14 protein-coding genes are annotated in these 14,831 nt (G+C 68.9%); 6 read left to right on the plus strand and 8 right to left on the minus strand.

The window, feature by feature from the left end; genetic code table 11:
* Positions 1-12: 12 nt before the first annotated feature.
* Positions 13-414, minus strand: coding sequence for a nuclear transport factor 2 family protein (locus AC1DH3_RS06045; RefSeq protein WP_441417777.1), 402 nt, complete (start codon positions 412-414; stop codon positions 13-15).
* A 66-nt stretch (positions 415-480) separates the two neighbouring features.
* On the opposite strand from AC1DH3_RS06045, the gene AC1DH3_RS06050 reads away from it, so the two are divergent.
* Together AC1DH3_RS06050 and AC1DH3_RS06055 are read left to right on the plus strand one after the other, a co-directional pair.
* Positions 481-1,428, plus strand: coding sequence for a hypothetical protein (locus AC1DH3_RS06050; protein WP_476908814.1), 948 nt, complete (start codon positions 481-483; stop codon positions 1,426-1,428).
* 9 nt (positions 1,429-1,437) lie between these two features.
* Positions 1,438-2,133, plus strand: a complete 696-nt coding sequence (locus AC1DH3_RS06055) for a peptide deformylase (RefSeq protein ID WP_441417779.1) — start codon at positions 1,438-1,440, stop codon at positions 2,131-2,133.
* Here the strand turns inward: AC1DH3_RS06055 and AC1DH3_RS06060 are convergent.
* Positions 2,130-4,205 carry a S9 family peptidase gene (locus AC1DH3_RS06060; RefSeq protein ID WP_476908815.1) on the minus strand — a complete coding sequence of 692 codons (2,076 nt, stop codon included), beginning with the start codon at positions 4,203-4,205 and terminating at the stop codon, positions 2,130-2,132. The two genes, AC1DH3_RS06055 and AC1DH3_RS06060, sit on opposite strands and share 4 nt — an antisense overlap.
* Positions 4,206-4,315: 110 nt before the next feature.
* Here AC1DH3_RS06060 and AC1DH3_RS06065 point away from each other — a divergent pair, with 110 nt between their 5' ends.
* The 4 genes from AC1DH3_RS06065 (at position 4,316) to AC1DH3_RS06080 (ending at position 7,573) form a co-directional block, all read left to right on the plus strand.
* Positions 4,316-5,185 carry a methyltransferase domain-containing protein gene (locus AC1DH3_RS06065; RefSeq protein WP_441417781.1) on the plus strand — a complete coding sequence of 290 codons (870 nt, stop codon included), beginning with the start codon at positions 4,316-4,318 and terminating at the stop codon, positions 5,183-5,185.
* 125 nt (positions 5,186-5,310) lie between these two features.
* Positions 5,311-5,796 (plus strand): NfeD family protein, encoded by a 486-nt coding sequence (locus tag AC1DH3_RS06070; RefSeq protein WP_476908851.1) that lies wholly within the window; start codon positions 5,311-5,313, stop codon positions 5,794-5,796.
* A 124-nt stretch (positions 5,797-5,920) separates the two neighbouring features.
* Positions 5,921-6,892, plus strand: a complete 972-nt coding sequence (locus AC1DH3_RS06075) for an SPFH domain-containing protein (RefSeq protein ID WP_441417782.1) — start codon at positions 5,921-5,923, stop codon at positions 6,890-6,892.
* A 333-nt stretch (positions 6,893-7,225) separates the two neighbouring features.
* Positions 7,226-7,573: an RNA polymerase-binding protein RbpA gene (locus AC1DH3_RS06080; RefSeq protein WP_026266329.1), complete on the plus strand. Its 348-nt coding sequence runs from the start codon at positions 7,226-7,228 to the stop codon at positions 7,571-7,573.
* 74 nt (positions 7,574-7,647) lie between these two features.
* Here the strand turns inward: AC1DH3_RS06080 and AC1DH3_RS06085 are convergent, their stop codons facing one another.
* The 6 genes from AC1DH3_RS06085 to AC1DH3_RS06110 form a co-directional block, all read right to left on the minus strand.
* Positions 7,648-8,385, minus strand: a complete 738-nt coding sequence (locus tag AC1DH3_RS06085; RefSeq protein ID WP_441417783.1) for a polyprenol monophosphomannose synthase — start codon at positions 8,383-8,385, stop codon at positions 7,648-7,650.
* A gap of 193 nt (positions 8,386-8,578) precedes the next feature.
* Positions 8,579-10,261 carry an amidohydrolase gene (locus AC1DH3_RS06090; RefSeq protein ID WP_476908816.1) on the minus strand — a complete coding sequence of 561 codons (1,683 nt, stop codon included), beginning with the start codon at positions 10,259-10,261 and terminating at the stop codon, positions 8,579-8,581.
* Between the two features lie 97 nt (positions 10,262-10,358).
* On the minus strand, positions 10,359-13,259 hold the full coding sequence (locus AC1DH3_RS06095) for a DEAD/DEAH box helicase (RefSeq protein WP_476908817.1): 2,901 nt from the start codon (positions 13,257-13,259) through the stop codon (positions 10,359-10,361).
* A gap of 24 nt (positions 13,260-13,283) precedes the next feature.
* Positions 13,284-14,078, minus strand: coding sequence for a twin-arginine translocase subunit TatC (gene tatC, locus AC1DH3_RS06100; protein ID WP_441417884.1), 795 nt, complete (start codon positions 14,076-14,078; stop codon positions 13,284-13,286).
* Positions 14,079-14,126: 48 nt separating this feature from the next.
* Positions 14,127-14,396: a Sec-independent protein translocase subunit TatA gene (tatA, locus tag AC1DH3_RS06105; RefSeq protein ID WP_441417786.1), complete on the minus strand. Its 270-nt coding sequence runs from the start codon at positions 14,394-14,396 to the stop codon at positions 14,127-14,129.
* Positions 14,397-14,431: 35 nt separating this feature from the next.
* On the minus strand, positions 14,432-14,830 hold the full coding sequence (locus AC1DH3_RS06110) for a hypothetical protein (protein WP_476908818.1): 399 nt from the start codon (positions 14,828-14,830) through the stop codon (positions 14,432-14,434).
* Position 14,831: the final 1 nt, after the last annotated feature.

The following is a 14,831-nucleotide window of genomic DNA, read 5'->3' on the forward strand; positions in this document are numbered from 1 at the left end:
GGGCGGGAGCCCTCAGTGCGGCGTGTAGTAGCAGTCGTAGCTGTGCTGGCTGATGATCCGGCCGTCGCGCACCTCGAACACCGAGGCGGTCCGGGCCCGGATTTCGTCGCCCTTGTCCCAATGCGGTAGATCCATCAGCACCGTCGCGGACCACTCGGCCTCCAGGACCACCCGGCCTCCCTCGCACGTGCTGCGCTGGACTTCGAAGCGCTGCCCGGAAACGATTTCGCCGCTGTGCTCGGCACCGTCGAGGACCTGGTCCCGGTTGCGGGTGGACCCCCCGGGAGCGAGCAGGTGGGGTGCCTCGGTCAGGACGTAGTCTTCGGCCAGGAAGGGGCCGAGCGCCTCCGCGCCGCCGCCGGCTTCGATGGCCCGGAGCAGGCCGAGCACGCAGTCCAGGGGTATCGGTGTCATGGACCGAGACTAGCCGAACTGCGCCCCAGGCGTGCCGGCCGCGGTGCCGCGGCCTAGACTGACCGCATGGGTAGCCTTCCCCCGGCGCTCCGGTGGTCCGCCGCAGTGCTGGTCGTCCTGGCGGCGGCATCGTGCAGTCCGGGCACGGGCCCGGCAGCAACCGGAAGCGGAGCGACGCCGGCGGCTTCCGGAAGCGGACCGCTGACCGCGGAGATCAGCCAGTTCCGCGACAACTACAGCAAGCGGATCGTAGAGATCCAGCTGACCAACACCACCGGCGAGGCGGTCACCGTGCTCGCAGCCGGTCTGCGGAGTCCGCTTTTTGCTGACGGAATCCACTGGACCTCGGCGGCAGCGGGGACGGAGCTGCCGCCCGGCCAGACAAAGAGCCTGCCGGCCCGGTTGCCGGCCGCCGCCTGCCCCGATCCGGCGCCGCGATCCGGCCAGGCCGCGCCGTCCGGTTCAAAACCTGCAGAGCCGGGCGCAGTCGTCGAGGTCCGGGTGGCGGCCGCCGCCGGAACACCGGAAAAGACGCTCACCGCACCAGCGGCCGATCCTTTCGGAGTCCTGCCTCGGAACAACGCCGAAATGTGCGTTGCCCAGGCCGCCGCCTCGGTGGCCGGCTTCCGGCTCAGCCCCAGCCTCGAGGTGTCCGCAGATGCCCGAGCTGCCGTCCTGCACCTGGTCATCACCCCGCGAAACCCGGCGGCAGCCGGTGGCGGCGGGACCCTTACGATCGACAGCATCGGCGGGACCACCTTGCTGGAAGAAGACACGAGTGCGCCCTGGCCCAGCGGCCTCCGGGTGGATGCGGCCGGGCCGGTGCACGAAGTGCGGCTCGGCATCCGCCCGGCCCGGTGCGACCCGCACGCCGTGGCGGAGGACAAGGTGGGGACGCTGATTCCGGTGCAGGTCACCGTCGGCGGCCGTCGGGGAACCCTGAAGATCGACGCCGGGTCACAACTGCGGGGACGCATTTACGATTTCGTCACCTCAGCGTGCGGTCGCCAGTAGTCTGTTCCCATGTCTTCAGACACGACGAACGACGCAAACACCATCGCCCCCACCGCCGAGATCAGCACCGAGAGCATCCAGGAGACTGTTGAGGAGATCCTGAACGCAGGCGTGCTTCCGCCCATCGTCCAGGTGGGCCACCCGGTGCTCCGGCAGCAGGCGGTGCCCTTCACCGGCCAGCTGGACGACGCCGAACTCAGCCGGCTGATCGATCTGATGCGCAGGGTCATGCACAAAGCACCGGGCGTCGGGCTCGCCGCACCGCAGCTGGGAATCCCCCTGCAGATAGCCGTCCTGGAGGACCGGTTCGACGTCGACCCGGAGGTAGCCGCGGCCCGGGGGCGGGAGCCCCTGCCGTTCTTTGCCATGCTCAACCCGAGCTACGTGCCGCTGGGCTCGGCCAAGAAGGCCTTCTACGAGGGCTGCCTGTCCCTCAACGGCCTGCAGGCGGCAGTGCTGCGGCCTGAATCGGTGCGGTTGGACTTCACCGCGGTGGACGGCACAGCGCAACAGCGGGACTTCACCGGGTGGCAGGCCCGCATTGTCCAGCACGAGACCGACCACCTGCACGGGATCATCTACCTGGACCGGGCCGAGCTGCGCTCCCTGAGCAGCAACGCCGAATACGCCGCCCGCTGGGCCCAGCCGGACATCGAACACGCCCGGCAGGAACTGGGGTTCCTGCCGGACGAGCCGGCCGGTTAGTTTGCCGAGCTTCCTGCCGCGTTGTTTGCTGCGCCGCGCGCCGGCGCCGGATTGGCCGCCGTCGGAAGGTGCCGTGACCACCACTGCAGGATCTGCTCGAAGCGCTGCCGGCGGTGATGCGGCGTTCCGGACCGGGACAGTTCGTGGTTCTCGCCCGGGAAGACCAGGAAGGCAGCCTCCACGCCCTGCTGCTTGAGGGCAGTGAAGTAGCGCTGGCCCTGTTCCACCGGGCAGCGCAGGTCCTCCTCGCTGTGGATGACCAGGGTGGGAGTGCGCACCTGGTCCACCCGGGCCATCGGGCTTTGCGCCGCCATCTGCTCCGCGGTGCGGCCGGTGTACTCGCCGCCGAAGAACCAGCCGATGTCCGAGGATCCGGTGAAGCTCACGGGATCGAGGAAGCCGCGCTCCACAATGGAGGCCTTGAAGCGGTGGTCGTGGCTGATGGTCCAGGCCGTCAGGTAGCCGCCGTAGGATCCGCCCATGATGCCGAGGGCCGCGGCGTCGAGTTCCTCGAACTTCTGCAGCGCCCCGTCCAGGAAGGCCAGGACGTCCTGCATGTCGACGGTGCCCATGCGCTCCTTGATCGAGCGTCCGTGGGCCTGGCCGTAGCCGGCCGAGCCGCGCGGATTGCACATCAGGACGGCATACCCGGCCGCCGCGTAGACCTGGGCCTCATCGAACAGCGCCCCGGTGAACTGCGCGAACGGGCCGCCGTGGATGTTGAGCAGCACCGGGTGCGGACCGTCGCCCGCCGGCCGGACCAGCCAGCCGTGCACCGGGTAGCCGTCCCCTGACGCGAAGGTGAGTTCCTGCGGGGCGATGATCCCGGCTTCGTCACGCAGCGGCGCCGAGAAGTCGCTCACGACGCGGAGCCGGTCGCTTCCCTCGAGGACCGCCACGTCTCCGGCAGTTTCCGCATCGGCGAAGCTCAGGACCAGTGTTCCCCCGCCGTCGGCCGCGCCGCTAACCACGCGCTCGCCATCGAGCAGAACGCCGCGTTGCCCGGTGGGGCCGAACTCCAATAGTTGTACGGTGCCCCGTGCGTTATTCAGGACCAGGGCGCCGTCTGCGCCGCGCAGCTCAATCCCGCCGCCGCTCAGATCCGTGGTCTCCGGATCGCTGAGCAGGACAGCGTCCCCGCCGCCGGCCGGCAGGACGTAGAGCGCCGTGTTGCGGGCCACGAAGTCCTTGCCCTCGGCGCCGAGGTCCTGCGCCGAGAAGTACAGCCACCGGCCGTCCCGGCTTTGCCGGACGGCGGTGACGGACAGCCGTCCGGTGTCGCCCAGGGGCACGGACTCGGGGCCCTCTCCCCCGGCTTGGGGATCAGCCGGAATCCGGTAAATGCCGCTCACCAGGTCCTCGTCGCTGCCATCGTGCAGGGCGGCGGTGAAGTACATGGCGTCGCCGTCGGTGCTGAAGGTGGCACCGTTGTGGTCCGTCGCGGCTGTGGTGAGCTGACGCGCCTCCGGCAGGCCAGCCGTGCCTTCTTCCGCGGCCTTGGCGGCCTTGAGTGCCCGGCCGGCCGGGGCCACCCTCGGTTCCTCGTCCAGGTCCGGGACCGGGATGACGAAGAGCTGCAGGGGTTTATCCGCCGTGTAGCCGACGCCATTCATCCGGTACTGGTAGTCCGTGATCAGCCGGGCATCCTCGCCGCCGGCCGAGACACCGTCGACCGTGCCGTAGCGGCCGTCCTCGGGCGTCCTGGCGCTGAAAACGATGCTGCGCGAATCCGGGGACCAGGTGAAGGCGCTGACGCCCAGCGGCGCATCCGTCAGCACCACGGGCTCGCCGCCCGAGGCCTCGACCACGTGCAGCTGCGGTTTGCCGCCGGCTTCGGCGCGGAGGAACCCCAGCACCTGCCCGTCCGGGGAAAAATCCGGTGCCGTGTCACGGAAGCCGCGGGTCAGCCGGCGCGGTCGCAGTGCCGGATCCACCGGCACGTTCCACAACTGGCCCACGTAGGCGTCGGCGTCGAAATCGGGGCGGACCACGGCCACGACGGCACGGGAGCCGTCAGGGTGCACCGCGGGAGCCGAAACGGACTTGAGCAGGGGAAGATGTTCGGATTTCACGAGTGCGAGCCTAACCGCTGGCGTCCGTGAGGTGAAATACCTCACATCCGCGCGGCGCCGCCGGGAGTTCAGGGCGGCCGCCGGAGCGTGCCGGCCCTACGATTGACTTTATGCCCGCCGCTTCCCTCGCCGCCCTCGTGTGCCCCGTGTGCCGGAGGCCGTTCACGGCAGGCAGCGGTGGGCGCTCCCTGATCTGCGCCGCCGGGCACAGCTTCGACGCCGCCAAGCAGGGATACTTCAACTTCCTGACCGGTAAGGGCACCGTCTTCGAAGCGGACTCCGCGGCGATGGTCGCGGCCCGCTTCGACTTCCTGTCCGCCGGCCACTACCGTCCCCTGGCCGAGGCGGTCGCCGGACTTGCCGCCCCGTTCCTCGCCGAAGCCGGGTCCGCGGTGCTGGACTCCGGCACCGGCACCGGGCACTACCTTCGCGCCCTGCTGGACCGTGTGGCGGCTGCGGCCATCGGCATCGACATCTCAAAATTCGCGCTTCGCCGGGCGGCCCGGCTGAACCCGGAGGCGGTCAACCTCGTCGGCGACGTGTGGCAGCCGCTCCCTGTGGCGGACGACGCCGTAGACGTCGTCACCGTGGTCTTCGCGCCGCGCAACGCGGCTGAGTTTGCCCGGGTGCTCCGGCCCGGCGGCCGACTGATCGTGGTGACCCCCCGGCCCGGGCACCTGGCCGAGATCGCCGGACAGACCGGCATGCTGGGAATCGAGCCGGCCAAGGAGGAGCGCCTCGCGGCGACACTCGCCGGGCACTTCCACGCGCACGAAGGACGGGACCTGGACCTGGACCTGCGCCTGGCGCCCGCCGACGTCGCCAACCTCGCCCTGATGGGGCCCGCCGGGCACCACCTGGACCCTGCCTCCCTGGCCGCCAGGGTGGCAGGACTGCCGGCCCGCACAGCAGTGTCCGCCCGCTTCCGGATCGGTGTTTTCGAACCGTTGCAGTCTCCGCAACAGGCCGCTGAACGATAACGACTTGGCCACGTTCCCGGGCTGATCCTGGCACCCTGCCCGCGTCCTTGCCGTCCGGCTTAGGATGGAACCACGTTAGGGAGGGCCTGTGCCTGCAGGCCCGGCTGCGTGGCTAAGGGGGAATGATGTTCGACTGGCTGGCCGAAAACTGGTGGGCGTTGTGGCTCACGGTCTTCCTGGTGTTTGCCGTGGTGGAGATGCTCACCCTCGATCTGTTCTTCATCATGCTCGGCGGCGGTGCCCTGGCCGGGCTGGTCGCCGCCTTCGCCGGCGCGGACTTCTGGCTCCAGATCGTTGTCTTCAGCGTCGTCTCGCTGCTCATGATCGGCTTCGTGCGGCCGGTGGCGCTCAGGCACCTTCGCAGCAGCCCGGCCGACCAGCGGAGCAACGTCGAACGCCTGATCGGCGAATCCGCGCTCGTCATGGAACCCGTGAGCGCCAACGGCGGCCTGGTCAAGATCGGCGGCGACATCTGGAGCGCCCGCTCGGAGTCCGGCGTGCTGACTCCCGGGCAGCACGCCGTCGTCAGGTCCATTGACGGTGCCACCGCCGTCGTCGACCCGCAGCCTGAGCCGCAACCGAACCCGTCGCCGGAACCGGAGGCGCTGTAAGGCTGCGACCGTTCCGAGCCGCCTCTCGGGGCACAATCTTCCTGTTGCCGCCACCGGCCGCAGGATCAGCGGCAGCCGGACTGCCGCGCACAGCAAAACCACATAACTGGGGAAAAGGTGATGTATGGATATCGCAGTCGCAATAGTGCTGCTGGTACTCGTTGCGTTCGTAATAATCGTGCTGGTGCGCTCGGTGCGGATTGTCCCGCAAGCGCGCGCCGGCGTCGTGGAACGCCTGGGCAAGTACCAGCGGACGTTGAACCCGGGCCTCACCATCCTGATTCCCTTCGTTGACCGGCTCCTGCCCCTCCTCGACCTGCGCGAACAGGTGGTGTCCTTCCCGCCGCAGCCGGTGATCACCGAGGACAACCTCGTGGTGTCCATCGACACCGTCGTCTACTTCCAGGTGACCGACGCGCGGGCCGCTACCTACGAGATTGCCAACTACATCCAGGCCGTCGAGCAGCTCACCACCACCACACTGCGCAACGTGGTCGGCGGGCTGAACCTTGAAGAGGCGCTGACCTCGCGCGACCAGATCAACGGCCAGTTGCGCGGCGTCCTGGACGAAGCGACCGGACGCTGGGGCATCCGGGTCTCCCGGGTGGAGCTCAAGGCGATTGATCCGCCCCACTCCATCCAGGACTCGATGGAGAAGCAGATGCGCGCCGAGCGGGACCGCCGTGCCGCCATCCTGACGGCCGAAGGCACCAAGCAGTCCGCCATTCTTACCGCCGAGGGCCAGCGCCAGTCCTCGATCCTGAAGGCGGAAGGCGATGCCCAGGCAGCCATTCTGCGGGCCGACGGCGAGGCGCAGGCCATCCAGAAGGTCTTCGACGCCATCCACAAGGGCAACCCGGACCAGAAGCTCCTGGCCTACCAGTACCTGCAGACGCTGCCGAAGCTCGCCGAGGGAAGTTCCAACAAGCTGTGGATCATCCCCAGCGAGGTGGGCGAGGCGCTCAAGGGGATCGGCAGCGCCCTTGGCGGCACCAACCCCGACCCGCGCTCGGACGGGCCGTTCGGGACCGCTGCTGCCTCTGCCGCAACGTCGACGGAGCCGACGACGGCCGCGGGTTCCGCGCCGGAGGCCTAGTCGGGACGCTACAACCGTAGTTACAGGGGAGGCACCCGCTCGGGCGGGTGTCTCCCTTTTTCCTGCCGCTTGTCCCTGCCACTTTTCCCGCAGCTGCTCTCGATCGCTTCACCCCGACGCGGGAGCGGCTTTACCTGAGGTGCCGCTCCCGCGTATACTTGAGTATTTGTCCGGACGGTTCAGCTTGCCGGAACAATTACGCTTCGCGCGGCGTTATATCTACTGACGATTCCTGCAGTGGGGAACGCCACGCAACAAGTAGTCCGGCGAGGTCCCAGTGGCCCCCGGCTAGCGCAGGGCCCGGCCCTGCGAACCGATCATAAGGGAGAAAAGATGAGCGATCGCAGCCTGCGGGGTATGCGCCTTGGCGCACAGAGCATGGAGACCGAATCCGGCGTCGAACCGGCTCCGCGCCAGCGGGTCGAGTACCGCTGCGAGGACGGCGAGCAGGTGTTCGTGACCTTCTCCTCCGAAGCGGAGATCCCCCCGGTTTGGGTTTCGAAGACCGGCAAGGAGGCCCTGCTGGTCGACGGCGAACGCCCCGTGAACAGCAACGAGAAGGCCGTCCGCACGCACTGGGACATGCTGCTGGAACGCCGCTCCCTGCCCGAGCTGGAGCAGATCCTGGAAGACCGGCTCACCATCCTGCGCGAACGCCGCGGCGAACGCCGCTCGGCCTAGCAACCGCGCCCACGCACAAAAGGCCGGGCCGGCACCTCAACGAGGTGCCGGCCCGGCCTTTTGCGCGTCTGAGTCTATTTGCGGCCGAGCTTGCGGCTTAGGGTGTTCCAACGGGCGGTGAGGCCCCACTTGGTGACGTTGATCATGGCTTCGACCACGATGTTGCCGCTCATCTTCGACGCGCCCAGCTCGCGCTCGACGAAGGTGATGGGACGCTCCACGATGTTCAGGCCCAGCTTGGCCACACGCCAGGCGAGGTCCACCTGGAAGCCGTAGCCCACCGAGTCCACGGAGTCGAGGTTGAGCTTCTCCAGCGTGCTCCGGCGGAAGGCACGGAAGCCGCCGGTGACGTCCTTGATTTTGACGCCCAGCATGATGCGGGCGTAGGTGCTGCCAACGCGGGAGATGGCCTGCCGGTACAGCGGCCAGTTCACGACGCTGCCGCCCGGGACCCAGCGGGAACCCATGGCCAGGTCTGCACCCTGCTCGACTGCTTCTATCAGCTGGGGCAGCTGCTCCGGCTTGTGCGAACCGTCGGCGTCCATCTCGACAAGGATGTCGTAGCCGGCGTCGAGGCCCCACTTGAAGCCGGCGATGTATGCCGCGCCGAGTCCGGCCTTGCCCTCCCGGTGCAGGACGTGGACCTGGCCATCCTCAGCCGCGATTCGATCCGCCAGCTGGCCCGTGCCGTCGGGGCTGTTGTCGTCAACCACCAGGACGTCGGAGGCCGGCACAGCGGTGCGGAGACGCCCGAGGGTCTTGGGCAACGATTCCAGCTCGTTGTAGGTCGGGATGATCGTGAGGACACGCACAGCGGGGCCTTTCCTTGGAGGGAGCGGTCGGAGGGCCGGGACTGTCGGCAGTTAGCCGACGACAGGCACAGCTCCCCATTATAGTCAGTCGGCACGCCGAGGCCGGGCGGCCGGCCCGGCAGGCGTGGTCCGGCGCGGACCGCCCGGTGTGGACCGCCCGGGCATGCCGGCGTGGTCCGGCCCGGCAGGGCGCTTAGCGTCCGAGTGAGCCGTTGGAGAAGAGTTCGACGCCGTCCCGAACGGTCTGCAAGCAGACCGGGTCGGTGCCGGTGTCCAGTGCCGGGAGCAAAGGTGTCCGGGCGCGCGGGTCCGTGCTCCAGGACTGGACCCGGCCGTCGGCCACCTGCACCATGAGTTCTTCGACTTCCCAGACCGCGAAACTCGCCGGAGCGCCGGGGACAAGCTGGCCCGCCATTGGGTTCCGGTACCGGGCCGCCCGCCAGCCGGCCCGGGTGTGGCCCAGGAAGGCTGCACGGGCAGAAATCCGCTCATCGGCGTTGTGGTGTTCGAGGCAGGCGCGGACGCTGGACCAGGGCCGCAGCGGCGTGACCGGGCTGTCGCTCCCGAAGCACACCGGCACGCCGGCGGAGTAGAACGAGCCAAAGGGGTTCATGGCGGCGTGGCGGGCGCCAAGCCGCTGGGCGTAGAGGCTCTCCCCGCCGCCCCAGAGGGCGTCGAAGACGGGCTGCGCGCTGACGGTCACCGAGTACTTGGCCAGCCGTTGGATGGCGTCCACGTCGGCGATTTCGACGTGCTCCAGGCGGTGGCCGGCGGCACGGACGCGCTGTTCCCCGACTTCGGCGGCGGCCTGGTCCAGGGCGTCCAGCGCGGCGTCGAGCCCGGCGTCGCCGATCACATGGAAGCCTGCCTGGATCCCGAGCACCGAGCAGGCCGCGAGGTGCGTGGCGGCCTCATCGACCGAGAGGTAGCGGGTGCCCCGCTCCCCCGGCGCGTCGCTGTAGTCGCCGCGGAGCGCGGCGGTCCGTGAACCGATGGAACCGTCCATATTCAGGTCGCCGGCCAGGCCCAGGACAGGAACGCCAAGGCTGTCCAGGATGGACCGGGCCTGTTCGGCGGAACCGGCGAGCTGGCCCCAGTAGGGCAGGATCTCCGGGACGGCGTGTCCTGGCCGGTCGGCGGCGTTCCAGCCGGCCGCGAGCTGCAGGTCCTCGATGCTGCCGATGTGCGGTGCCGCCATTTCGGCGAGAGCGACATAGCCGTTGGCGGCCGCCTCGGCCAGCGCGGCCTCCTGGTAGCGGCGCAGGGCACCGGCGGGCAGGTTCCGGGCGGCGCGCCGCGCGGCGGTGTGGGCGGCCCGTTTGACCTGCCCGTCGGCGGCGTAGCCGTCGAGGCTCTCAAGGCCGGACGCGGCGGCCAGGGAAGCGGAGACAAGGGCCGAGTGCACGTCCACCCGCGACAGGTATACCGGCCGGCCGCCGGCGGCGCGGTCCAGTTCTTCGAGGCTGGGCAGGACCGGGTCGGCCCAGAGCGTTTCGTCCCAGCCGTGCCCCAGCACCGTGCCGCCCGCGCCGGAAGCGGAGACGGCGGCGCCGGCGACGCCGGCGACGGCGTCAAGCAATTCGGCTGCGGAGCGGACCCCGCCGAGCTGGAGCGAGTCCAGGGCGATGCCGGTCTCTGTCAGGTGCACGTGGGAGTCCACGAAGCCGGGGGCAAGGAGCGCGCCCTGGAGGTCGATGACCTCCATGGAGGAGTCCGCGATGGACGTGGCGGCCTGTTCAGAGCCAACCCAGGCCACGGTGTCACCGTCGACCAGCATGGCCGTAGCGAAGGGATCCGCCGCGGTGTAGACGGAGCCGTTGCGGTACAGCGTCACCTTGCGCTGTTCCTTGGAAGCCTCGGACGGTGAAGCGGTCATGGTGTGGAACTCCTTGTAGCTGGGGGCCGGTGTGCCGGGCCTGCGGCATCGGGGCATGGTGGCGGGAAGGCAGGGGCGGAGGGCCGCTAGGGTCCGGTCACACGACGGCCGAGTAAGCGACGACGCCGCGTTTGACCAGGGTGATCGCGTCGCCGCACAGCCGTGCGACGCGCGGGTCCAGTCCGGGAATCTTGGCGAGCTGGTCCAGCAGGTCGATGACCTGTTTCACCCAGCGGACGAAGTCGCCGGCGGCGAGGTCCGTGCCGCTGAGCACCTCCTGGAGGTGCCGGCCCTTGGCCCACTTGAAGATCGGCCAGACCAGGCCGAGCTCGGGCTCCCCCGTCAGTGGCAGCTTGTTGGCCTCCTCCACGTCCTCCAGGGCGGACCACTCGCGCACCACGGTGTCGACGGCGGACTCCAGCGAGACGCTGGGCATCTTGGGCCGCAGACCGCGGTCCTCGCGCTTGGCCTGGTAGACCAGAACGCTGGCCAGTGCCGCGATTTCCGCGGCGTCGAGGTCGCTGAAGGCGCCCATCCGCAGCGACTGGGAGATCAGCAGGTCCTTTTCCCCGTAGATCCGGCGCAGCCGCTGCCCGTCCGGGCTGATGGAAAGCGTGCCCGAGTCGGAGGTTTCCAGGTAGCCGTAGCCGGAGAGGACTCCGCAGACCCGGTCGAAGGTCTTGGCGATGGTGTTGGTGCGGCCCTGGATTTGGCGGATCAGGCCGTCGGTTTCCTGCCGGAGCTTCCACCAGCGCTCGGACCAGCGGGCGTGGTCTTCGCGTTCGCTGCAGCCGTGGCAGGGGTGGGCCCGGAGCTCGCGGCGCAGTTCCGCGATCTTCTTCTCCATGTTCGGCAGGGCGGCGGCACGGCCGAAGTCCTCGTTCCGGTTCGGCGGTGCCGGCGGACGGCTCTCCCGGATGGCGTTGCGGACCGATGAGGCCAGGTCGCGCCGCGACTTCGGCACTTTGGCGTTGAAGGACTTGGGGATCCTGACCCGCGTGATCGGGGCCAGCGGTCCCTCCACATCGTGAAGGCCGATCCGGCGAAGCTGGTTGTCCAGGGTCATAACCGCCGGCCGTGGCTCGCGGGAGTGGTGGTCCGAGCTGAGCACGACGGCGAGGCCGGGGGCCCGGCCGGACGGCACATCGACGACGTCGCCGGGCAGCAGCCGGCTCAGGGAGTCTTCGGTGAGCGACTTCCGGGCCCGCGACGTGCCTTTGGAAGCTGCGTTTTCGGCGTCCGACAGGGCCCGGCGCAGTCTGGAGTACTCGGTGAAGTCGCCCAGATGGCAGCTCATTGCCTTGCTGAACCCGGCCAGGGATTCCTCCCGGCTGCGGACCTGCTTGGCCAGTCCGACCACGGAGCGGTCCGCTTGGAACTGGGCGAAGGAGGACTCAAGGATTTCGCGGGCGCGCGGCCGGCCGAACTGGGCCACGAGGTTAATGGACATGTTGTAGGTGGGACGGAAGCTGGAGTTCAGCGGGTAGGTCCGGCGGGAGGCGAGACCCGCGACGGCGGCCGGATCGGTGCCCGGCTGCCAGAGCACGACGGCGTGGCCCTCGACGTCGATCCCGCGGCGGCCCGCCCGGCCGGTCAGCTGGGTGTACTCCCCCGCCGTGATGTTCACGTGCGCTTCGCCGTTGAACTTGTCCAGCTTCTCCAGCACCACGCAGCGCGCGGGCATGTTGACGCCCAGCGCGAGGGTCTCGGTGGCGAACACCGCCTTGACCAGTCCGTCCACGAAGAGCTTCTCGACGACCTCCTTGAAGGTCGGCAACATGCCGGCATGGTGCGCGGCCAGGCCACGCAGCAGCCCGTCCCGCCAGCTCCAGAAGCCCAGGACGTCCAGATCGTCGGAGGGGATGTCCTGGGCCGCTTCGTCGACCCGCTGGGCGATGATGAGCTGTTCCTTCTCGGTGGTCAGCCAGAGCCCGGCGGAGACGCACTGCGCCACGGCGGCATCGCAGCCGGCGCGCGAGAAGATGAAGGTGATGGCCGGCAGCAGGTCCATCCGGTCCAGGCTGGCGATGACCTGCGGGCGGCTGGCCTTCCGGACCGGGCTGCGCGGGCCGCCCTGCGGGGCCGCCTCCCGCTGGCCGCGCTGCTGGCGGCGCTGGTTGCGGCCGCCGTGCCCGAAGCGGCCGCGGAAGTTCATCTGGCTCTCGGCCCGGGCCATCGACAGCAGTTCCGGGTTGACCTCGTAGCCGGCGCGTTCGGTGATCGCGGCGCTGGAGCCTGCGGTATCCGCGGTAGCGGCCACATTGTCCTCACCGGCGGGTGCAATTTCGTCGAAGCTGGTGTCGCCGGCGAACAGGTCCACGATCTTGCGTCCCACCATGACGTGCTGCCACAGCGGTACGGGACGGTGCTCGGAGACGATCACGTCTGTCTGGCCGCGGACGGTGTCCAGCCAGGCGCCGAACTCCTCGGCGTTGGAGACCGTGGCGCTGAGCGAGGCCACCTGCACCTCGCTGGGCAGGTGGATGATGACTTCCTCCCAGACGGCGCCGCGGAACCGGTCGGCGAGGTAGTGCACCTCGTCCATCACCACGAAGCCGAGGTCATCCAGGGTCTCCGAGCCGGCATAGAGCATGTTGCGGAGCACCTCGGTGGTCATCACCACTACCGGGGCTTCGCCGTTGATGCTGGTGTCACCGGTCAGCAGGCCCACCTGCGCCGCGCCGTACTTCTCGGCCAGCTCGGTGTACTTCTGGTTGCTCAGCGCCTTGATCGGCGTCGTGTAGAAGGCTTTCAGGCCGCGCTGGAGCGCCATGTAAATGGCGAACTCCCCGACAATCGTCTTTCCGGCCCCGGTCGGGGCGGCCACCAGCACGCCCCGGCCCGCTTGCAGGGACAGGCACGCCTCGCGCTGGAAGGGATCGAGGTCGAACGCGAGCGAACGGGTGAAACCGCCCAGATAGGTCTTGGCTTCTGCGGCCCGCTCGGCGCTGGCACGGTAACGCTCGGACGGCGACTCCGGCCCGGGTAGTGAGGACATGCTTCCAGCCTAGTGGGCGGACGGCTAGAGATTCTCCAGCTCGGAGCTGGGAGTCGCCTGGTCCGCGGTGGCTTCGGTCTCGGCGGCCACCTTGGCCGCCCGCTTCTCCCGCCGGCGGTCGTTGAGCAGGCACAGCCCGATGGCGGTGAAGAACAGCACCAGCATGGGCACGGCAAGGTAGAACATGCTCATCGCGTCGGCGCCGGGGGCGGCCATGGCAGCGAAGAGGCAGACCAGGAACACGGTGATCCGCCAGCTCTTGAGCAGCTGCTGGCCTTTGATCAGCCCGGCCAGGTTGAGCCCGAACAGCACCACCGGCAGCAGGAAGGCAATGCCGAAGGCGAGCAACAGGCGCAGCACGAAGGACAGGTAGACCTGGGCGCTGATGAAGTTGGAGCCGCCGGAGGGGGTGAAGTCGGTCAGCACCCGCACCGCGTTGGGGAGCACCAGCCAGGCGAGCAGGACGCCTCCGACGAAGAGCGGCACGGCGGCGGCGACGAAGGAGAGCGCCAGGCGCCGTTCCTTCTTGTGCAGCCCGGGGACAATGAACGCCCAGAGCTGGTAGAGCCAGACCGGGCTGGCGACGATCAGGCCCAGGAACACGGACACCTGGATCATCAGGTCAAAGGAGCTCGCCACGCCGTCGAAGTTCAGCGACGCCTGCCGGCCTTCATGTTCGTTCAGGTCGCGGATCGGCTTGATCAGCGCCGCCAGCATGGGCTGGTAGACGAGGAATCCGACGACGGTCCCGAGGACGACGGCGATCGCCGACTTAAAGAGCCGGTTCCGCAGCTCTTTGAGGTGATCGAGGAGGGCCATCCGGCCTTCGGGGTTCGATCGGCGGCTCATGGTTACTGCCATGTGGTTCTAGGCGCGGTTCGGCGGCGGAACGTCGGTTCCCTCGCCCGGGCGGCTCTCGGTGCCGGCGGACCGGGGGTGGTTCACGACTTTGCCTTCGACGGCGTCGGAGTCAGCCTTGGCCTCCGGCGTGCCGTCCTTTTTCATTTCGCGGACCTCGGATTTGAAAATCCGCATCGACTGGCCCAGGCTGCGGGCCATTCCGGGCAGCTTCGGTGCAGCGAAAAGCACCAGGGCCAGGACGATGATGATGATGAGATGCCAGCCTTCAAGCCTCATGCTGGGTGGTCCTTTCGTTTGAGTACATCCTATGTCTAACGCAGATCGATGTCGCGCAGCGCCTGGGGCTGGCCTCGCTCTGCTTTGCGCCGGATCCGGCGCAACCGCCGGGCTTCCTGACGCGCGATTTTGGATGCATGGTAATCATGTCGCATCAACGCGGGCGGGGCAAAAACGGCTGCCCCGGGCTCCGCGTACGGGCCGGCTCCGTCCCCCGCGTCGTCGCCGTTCGAGCCTACGGCACCCACATGAACAGCGGCTGAACCGGAGGTAAGCGGGGAGGAAGCGAACGTGGAGAAGCGCTCCCCCGCCTCACCGAGTTCCTTGACCGTGGCCATGAACTGCCGGAAGAGCCGGACGCCGAGCACGCCAAAGAACAGCAGCGACAGCGCGACGAGCGCTATCCAGATTACGATCCAGGACCACCAAGGCATG

The organism is Arthrobacter sp. 05L428, assembly GCF_056397665.1.

Excerpts from the sequence above, each read along its gene's own strand:
- tatA (WP_441417786.1), bottom strand. The coding sequence starts at position 14,396 with ATGAGGCTTGAAGGCTGGCATCTCATCATCATCATCGTCCTGGCCCTG.
- AC1DH3_RS06065 (WP_441417781.1), top strand. The coding sequence starts at position 4,316 with ATGCCCGCCGCTTCCCTCGCCGCCCTCGTGTGCCCCGTGTGCCGGAGG.
- AC1DH3_RS06050 (WP_476908814.1), top strand. The coding sequence starts at position 481 with ATGGGTAGCCTTCCCCCGGCGCTCCGGTGGTCCGCCGCAGTGCTGGTC.
- AC1DH3_RS06070 (WP_476908851.1), top strand. The coding sequence starts at position 5,311 with ATGTTCGACTGGCTGGCCGAAAACTGGTGGGCGTTGTGGCTCACGGTC.
- tatC (WP_441417884.1), bottom strand. The coding sequence starts at position 14,078 with ATGGCCCTCCTCGATCACCTCAAAGAGCTGCGGAACCGGCTCTTTAAG.
- AC1DH3_RS06110 (WP_476908818.1), bottom strand. The coding sequence starts at position 14,830 with ATGCCTTGGTGGTCCTGGATCGTAATCTGGATAGCGCTCGTCGCGCTG.
- AC1DH3_RS06080 (WP_026266329.1), top strand. The coding sequence starts at position 7,226 with ATGAGCGATCGCAGCCTGCGGGGTATGCGCCTTGGCGCACAGAGCATG.
- AC1DH3_RS06095 (WP_476908817.1), bottom strand. The coding sequence starts at position 13,259 with ATGTCCTCACTACCCGGGCCGGAGTCGCCGTCCGAGCGTTACCGTGCC.
- AC1DH3_RS06090 (WP_476908816.1), bottom strand. The coding sequence starts at position 10,261 with ATGACCGCTTCACCGTCCGAGGCTTCCAAGGAACAGCGCAAGGTGACG.
- AC1DH3_RS06075 (WP_441417782.1), top strand. The coding sequence starts at position 5,921 with ATGGATATCGCAGTCGCAATAGTGCTGCTGGTACTCGTTGCGTTCGTA.
- AC1DH3_RS06055 (WP_441417779.1), top strand. The coding sequence starts at position 1,438 with ATGTCTTCAGACACGACGAACGACGCAAACACCATCGCCCCCACCGCC.
- AC1DH3_RS06045 (WP_441417777.1), bottom strand. The coding sequence starts at position 414 with ATGACACCGATACCCCTGGACTGCGTGCTCGGCCTGCTCCGGGCCATC.